This window comes from Sphingopyxis sp. SCN 67-31, assembly GCF_001725095.1.
Genome location: NZ_MEFH01000157.1, coordinates 1 through 6,702, shown reverse-complemented (window position 1 = coordinate 6,702; position 6,702 = coordinate 1). Strand labels below are relative to the sequence as shown.

6 protein-coding genes are annotated in these 6,702 nt (G+C 63.7%); all 6 read left to right on the top strand.

What is annotated here, in order from left to right; genetic code table 11:
• On the top strand, window positions 1-1,192 hold a 1,192-nt coding region (locus ABS88_RS22425), incomplete at its 5' end, for a transaminase (RefSeq protein ID WP_286750627.1).
• A gap of 7 nt (window positions 1,193-1,199) precedes the next feature.
• Window positions 1,200-2,591 carry a glutamine synthetase family protein gene (locus ABS88_RS22420; protein WP_186403084.1) on the top strand — a complete coding sequence of 464 codons (1,392 nt, stop codon included), beginning with the start codon at window positions 1,200-1,202 and terminating at the stop codon, window positions 2,589-2,591.
• A gap of 118 nt (window positions 2,592-2,709) precedes the next feature.
• The gene (locus tag ABS88_RS22415; protein WP_003044614.1) at window positions 2,710-3,816 is read left to right on the top strand and encodes an ABC transporter substrate-binding protein; all 1,107 of its coding nucleotides are present in this window, start codon (window positions 2,710-2,712) and stop codon (window positions 3,814-3,816) included.
• Window positions 3,817-3,840: 24 nt separating this feature from the next.
• On the top strand, window positions 3,841-4,746 hold the full coding sequence (locus tag ABS88_RS22410; RefSeq protein ID WP_062766636.1) for an ABC transporter permease: 906 nt from the start codon (window positions 3,841-3,843) through the stop codon (window positions 4,744-4,746).
• Window positions 4,746-5,591, top strand: a complete 846-nt coding sequence (locus tag ABS88_RS22405) for an ABC transporter permease (protein WP_058813279.1) — start codon at window positions 4,746-4,748, stop codon at window positions 5,589-5,591. Before ABS88_RS22410 ends, ABS88_RS22405 begins: the two co-directional genes overlap by 1 nt.
• Window positions 5,592-5,593: 2 nt before the next feature.
• Window positions 5,594-6,702: ABC transporter ATP-binding protein (locus tag ABS88_RS22400; RefSeq protein ID WP_286750626.1), on the top strand; the 1,109-nt coding region annotated here is incomplete at its 3' end.

The following is a 6,702-nucleotide window of genomic DNA, read 5'->3' as shown; positions in this document are numbered from 1 at the left end:
CCCGATCGTCGCCGCCTCGGCCAAGGACGCGACGCTGACCAGCATCGATGGCCGGACCTATGACGATTTCTGCCTTGGCGACACGGCCAGCCTGTTCGGACATTCGCCGCCCGCGCTCGCCGCCGCGCTCGCGAAGCAGGCGTTCGAGGGGCTGAGCTATATGCTGCCCACCGACCGCGGCGCCGCGCTGTCGGCGAAGCTTTCGGCCATGTTCGGCTTTCCGCAATGGCAGGTGACGACGACGGCAAGCGAAGCCAATCGCGCCGTCATCCGCTGGTGCCGCGGGATCAGCGGGCGGCCGAAAATCCTCACCTTCAACGGCGCTTATCATGGCGCGGTCGACGATGCGTTCGTCGATCTGAAAGACGGCGCGCCGGTGATGCGCGCCAGCCTGATCGGCCAGGTCCACGATCTTCGCGGCACGACAACGGTGATCGAATTCAACGACGCGCGCGCGCTTGCCGCCGCGCTGCGCGGCGGCGATATCGCCTGCGTCCTCGCCGAACCCGTCATGACCAATGTCGGCATGGTGCAGGACGCGCCGGGCTTCCTCGAAACGCTGCGCAGCCTGTGCGACGAGACGGGCACGCTGCTGGTTTTCGACGAAACGCACAGCATCTCGTCGGGCTATGGCGGCCATGCCCGCACCCACGGCCCGATGGCCGATCTGATGGTCGTCGGAAAGTCGATCGGCGGCGGCGTGCCCTGCGCCGTCTATGGTTTCAGCGCCGCGGTCTCGGATCGCTTGGCGGCGCTCAACCGGGCGCGCCCGCCAGGGCATAGCGGCATCGGCACGACGCTCTCCGCCAACGCGCTTGCGATCACCGCGATGGACGTCATGCTCGGCGAGGTCATCACCCCCACCGCCTATGACGCCATGCTGCGCGGCGCCGCGCGGCTCGTCACGGGGCTGGAGCGCGAAATCGCCGCTGCGTCGCTCGACTGGCACGTCACGCAGGTCGGCGCCCGCGTCGAGTTTCTGACCTGTCCCGTCCCGCCCCGCAGCGGCGGCGAGGCGAAGGCGGCGATGCACCCCGCGCTGGAGGCCGCGATCCACATTTTCCTCGCCAACCGGGGAATTTTGCTGGCGCCATTTCACAATATGATGTTGGTGAGCCCGGTGACCGGCGACGACCAGATCGACCGGCTGGTCGGCGGCTTCGCCGACTGCATCAAGGCGCTGAAGGAGTAGTGGGGCAATGGCGAAGTCGTCGGGCGTGATCGCGCCGCGGTCGGAGGCCGAGGAATTCTTCCGGGCCAATCCCGACATCGATTCGATCGAGATGATCTATACCGACATGGGCGGCGTCCCGCGCGGCAAGCGGCTGCGCCAACATGAAGTGCTCGCTGTCTATGAAAGCGGACGCATGTTCCCCGGCTCGATCACCGTCGTCGACATCACTGGGCAGGACACCGTCGAAACAGGCTTGGTCTGGGAAGATGGCGACGCTGACCGATCGATGAAGCCGATCCCCGGCACCCTCGTCCGCACGCCGTGGGGCGGCGATCAGGCCGCGCAGTTCCTCGTCGATTTCTATGAACTCGACGGCACGCCGCACGACCTCGATCCCCGCCATGTGCTCGGCCGCGTGATCGACCGCTACACCGCCGACGGCCTGACCCCGGTGCTTGCAGTCGAGCTGGAATTCTACCTGCTCGACCCGCGCCGTGCGCGCGACGGGTCGGTGCGCCCCGCCCGCCCCGGCTACAGCCGCGACACGCCGCGCAATGTCGAAGTCTATGGCCTGCGTGAACTCGACGACTTTCGTCCCTTCTTCGACGCCCTCTATGCGGCGACCGACGTGCAGGGCCTGCCGCTCGAAAGCGCGATCAGCGAATTTGCGCCGGGCCAGTTCGAGCTGACGCTGCGCCACAAGCCGGACGCGCTGCGCGCCTGCGACGACGCGATCATGTACAAAAGGCTGGTCAAGGCGATCGCCCAGCAACATGGGCTCGAGGCGACCTTCATGGCCAAGCCTTTCGCCGAACAGGCGGGCAGCGGGATGCACATCCACGTCTCGGTCAACGATGGCGCGGGCGGCAATATCTTTGCGAGCGACGATCCCGAGGGCACCGATGCGCTGCGCCACGCGATCGGCGGCATGATCGGCAGCGTCGGCGACGGCTTTGCGCTCTTTGCCCCGCACGCCAACAGCTATCGCCGGTTCAAGGCGAACAGCTACGCCCCCGTAGCGCCGACGTGGGGGGTCAACAATCGCACCGTGTCCTTCCGCATCCCGGCCGGGCCGCCGCCAAGCCGGCATGTCGAGCATCGCGCCTGCGGCGCCGATGCCAATCCCTATCTCGCGGTAGCCGCCGTGCTCGCCGGCATGCATCACGGAATGACAAGCCGGACCGACCCGGGTCCGGCGGTCGTCGGCAACGGCTATGATCGCGACGCCTCGGGCGACGACAAGCCGCCGTCGAACTGGTTCGCGGCGGTCGACCGCTTCCACGCCTCGGCGCTGATGCGCGATTATCTCGGCGACCGCTTCGTCGACATGTTCAGCATCGTGAAGCGGGTCGAACAGGATCGCTATTTCGGGACGGTGCCGACGATCGACTACGACTGGTATCTGCGCAACGCATAGCGACCAGCCTGGGTCACGACGCACGAAAATATCAGGAATTCGTGTTGCGGTGCAAAAAAGCCTCTTTTCAAGCCGACATTAATGAGTCAGCTTGCGGTCACAATCAGGGAGGCCAGCCATGGATTTGAACGAACTGCTCGCGCAGGGCCGCAATCGCCGCTCGCTGCTTCAGGCGATGGGCGTCGCCGCAATCGGGATCAGCTTCGGCGGCCTCGCCGCGTGCAGCAAGGGCAGCGACAAGAAGCTTGCCAACGGCGAAGAGGCCAAGCTCAACTTCTACAACTGGGACACCTATATCGGCGAAACGACGCTCGACGATTTCAAGGCGTCGACCGGCGTCGATGTCACGATGGACCTGTTCGACAGCAACGACACGCTGTTCGCGAAGTTCAAGGCGGGCAATCCCGGCTATGACGTCATCGTGCCGTCGAACGACTTTGTCGAACGCATGGCGCGCGCCGACATGCTGATGCCGCTCGATCATGCGCAGATCCCGAACATGAAGAATATCGACCCCAGCTTCCTGAACGTCGATTATGATCCGGGCCGCAAATTCTCGATGCCTTACACCTGGCTGGTTCTGGGTATCGGCTATCGCAAGTCGAAGGTGAAGACCGCGCCCGACAGCTGGAAGGTCCTGTTCGACAGCGACGAATATAAGGGCCGCATGGCCTGGCTGTCGGAGGCCGGCGACATGTTCCGCCTCTATGGCAAATATCTCGGCAAATCGGTCAATTCGCTGACGCCGGAGGATATTCAGACCATCTCGGCGATGATGATCAAGCAAAAGCCCTATGTGAAGAAATTCCACGAGGATGACGGGCAGGATCTGCTGCTCAAGGGCGACGTCGATGTCGTGCTCGAATATAATGGCGACATCGCACAGGCGATGACCGAGGATCCCGATCTCGATTTCGTCGTGCCGAAAGAAGGCAGCCAGCTCAATTCGGATACGCTGTGCATTCCGAAGGGCGCGCCGCACCCGAAGAACGCCCACGCCTTCATCAACTATATGCTCGATGCCGAGGTCGACAAGAAGATCACCGAAACGATCCTCTACCCGACCCCCAATGCCGCCGCCAAGGCGCTGATGCCCGACAGCTACAAGAACAATCCGGTCATCTTCCCGCCCGCGGACGTGCTCGCCAAGTGCGAATATGCGAAGTTCAACGAAAAGCTTCAGCCGCTCTACGAGGAAGCCTTTACGAAGGTGCGGGCGTCGTAACGGTCTGAAAGGGGCATCGGGGGGATGGCCGAGCAGGACTGGAAAGCGAACAAGCGGGTCTTCGCGGCGGTGTCGGTTCCGACCCTGCTATGGACCCTCCTGTTCTTCGTCATCCCGATGGCGATCGTCTGGTTCTACAGCTTCGGCGAGAACCGCGGCCTGACCGAGATCGAATTTTCGGGAACGCTCGAAAATTACAAGCGCGCGACCGAGTTTCTCTATCTGTCGATCTTCGGCAAAAGCTTCGCGGTCGCAGCGCTCGTTACGCTGATCTGCCTGATCGTGGGCTTTCCCGTGGCGATGGCGATCACCTTCGCGAGCGAGAAATGGCGGCCGTGGCTGCTGCTCGGCATCATGCTGCCCTTCTGGACCAATTTGCTGATCCGCACCTATGCGCTGATGATGCTGCTCGGCACCCAGGGCTTTGCCAACAAGGGGCTCGGCGCGCTGTGGGACGGCGCGAGCTGGCTCAAGACGCTTGTCGGGATGCAGCCGCTTCCGACATGGGAGCCGGTGCAACTGCTCTTCAACAATTTCGCGGTCGTCTTCGGGCTGGTCTATGTCCATCTGCCCTTCATGGTGCTGCCGCTCTACGCCGCGCTTGACCGGCTCGACCGCAGCCTGATCGAGGCGAGCCTCGACCTTGGCGCCGGGCATTTCCGCACGATCATGCGCATCGTCGTGCCGCTCGCCGCGCCGGGTATCGTCGCCGGGGTGATGATCACGCTGATCCCAGCACTCGGCGCCTACCTCACGCCGGACCTGATGGGCGGGACCGACAGCCAGATGATCGCAAACGTGATCGAACGGCAGTTCAAGAAGGCGAACGACTGGCCGTTCGGCGCCGCGCTCTCCTTCATCCTCATCTATGCGATGTTCATCCTGATCGCGTTGCAATCGATGCGGCGCAAGGTGCCGGAGGCGCGCTGATGGCGATCTTTTCCCGCACCCCGCGCGCGCCGCTGGAATATAGCCGCACCCTGTGGATGCGGCTGTGGGTCGGCGCGGTCATGGTCTTTCTCTACGCTCCGCTGGTCGTGCTGATGATCTTCAGCTTCAACGACAGCAAGCGCAACGTCGTCTGGCGCGGCTTCACCTTCAAATATTATGACAAGGCGCTGGGCAACGACGTGCTGGTCGAAGCGCTCGTCAACTCGCTCACCATCGCGGCGCTCGCGACGCTTATCAGCCTGATCCTCGGCGCGGTCGCGGCGGTGATGCTCTGGCGCTTCCGCTTCCCGTTGAAGGGCGCGGTCGACGGAACGATTTCGCTGCCGATCATCGTTCCCGAAATCTGCATGGGCGTCGCCTTCCTGATCTTTTTCGCCAAATGGCTCGAATGGCCGACCGACCTGATCTGGCCCTTCAATCTCGGCGCGATCATCATTGCCCACATCACCTTCTGCTTTCCGTTCGTGACGATGGTGGTGCGATCGCGCCTCGCCACCTTCAACCGCGAGCAGGAGGAAGCGGCAAAGGATCTCGGCGCCGGCGAATGGGCGGTGTTCCGCGATGTGCTGATCCCGCACATGCGCCCGGCGCTGATCGCGGGCGCGCTGCTGTCCTTCACGCTCAGCCTCGACGATTTCGTCATCACCTATTTCACCAGCGGCCCCGACACGATCACCTTCCCGGTGAAGGTCTATTCGATGGTCCGCTTCTCGGTGACGCCCGAAGTCAACGCGGCATCGACGCTGCTCATCCTCCTCACCATCCTGCTCACCGCCGTCGCGCTGAAACTTCAGGGCGTCAAAGCCATTGCGGAAACCCACTGACCATGACCGACGCGCCCAAGCCGATCATCCAGATCCAGAATGTCTCCAAACGCTTCGGCAAGGTGACCGCGGTCGATAACGTCAGCCTCGACATCATGGCGGGCGAGTTCTTCGTGCTGCTCGGCCCGTCGGGCTGCGGCAAGACGACGCTGCTGCGCATGATCGCCGGCTTCGAATTGCCGACCGAAGGCCATATCCTGATCGACGGGCAGGACATGGCCGGTATCCCGCCGAACAAGCGGCCGGTGAACATGGTGTTCCAGAGCTATGCCGTCTTTCCGCACATGAGCGTCGCCGACAATGTCGCCTACGGCCTCAAGATCGCGGGCGTGCGCGGCGGCGAAGTCAAGGACCGCGTTGCCGAAGCGCTCGAGCTGGTAAAGCTCGGCGGCTTCGAAGACCGCATGCCCGACCAGATGTCGGGCGGCCAGCGGCAGCGCGTCGCGCTGGCGCGCAGCCTCATCATGCGGCCGAAGGTGCTGCTCCTCGACGAACCGCTGTCGGCGCTCGACGCCAAATTGCGCGCGCAGATGCAGTTCGAGCTCGCCGACCTGCAGGACCAGGTCGGCATCACCTTCGTCACCGTGACGCACGACCAGGACGAAGCGCTGTCGATGGCGAGCCGCATTGCGGTGATCAACAAGGGCGACGTGGCGCAGCTCGCCGGGCCTTCGGACCTGTACGAATATCCCGCCAATCGCTTCGTTGCCGATTTCGTCGGTTCGGTGAACATCTTCGAAGGCAAGCTGACGCTCGACGAACCCGATCGCGCCGCGGTCGATTGCCCCGGATTGGGGCGCGTCTATCTGAACCATGGCGTGACCGGCCCGCATGGCGCCGACGTCTGGGTCGCGCTGCGGCCCGAGAAAATCTATCTGCACGTTCCGGGCGAAGGCAAAGCGGTGCGCGCCGCGGCGCAGGACGCCCCCGAGGGGCATAATTTTGCGCGCGGCACGATCAAGGGCATGAGCTATCTCGGCGATATCACCCTTTACGACATCGAACTCGAATCGGGCGCGCGGCTACGCGTGTCGCGCCCCAATCTGTCGCGCCACGACCAGGAGGATTTCACCTGGGACGACAAGGTCAGCATGCACTGGCGCGCCGACAG

Bases quoted from the DNA above. Each gene is read 5' to 3' on its own strand.
- ABS88_RS22420 (WP_186403084.1), top strand. From the start codon at position 1,200: ATGGCGAAGTCGTCGGGCGTGATCGCGCCGCGGTCGGAGGCCGAGGAA.
- ABS88_RS22405 (WP_058813279.1), top strand. From the start codon at position 4,746: ATGGCGATCTTTTCCCGCACCCCGCGCGCGCCGCTGGAATATAGCCGC.
- ABS88_RS22410 (WP_062766636.1), top strand. From the start codon at position 3,841: ATGGCCGAGCAGGACTGGAAAGCGAACAAGCGGGTCTTCGCGGCGGTG.
- ABS88_RS22415 (WP_003044614.1), top strand. From the start codon at position 2,710: ATGGATTTGAACGAACTGCTCGCGCAGGGCCGCAATCGCCGCTCGCTG.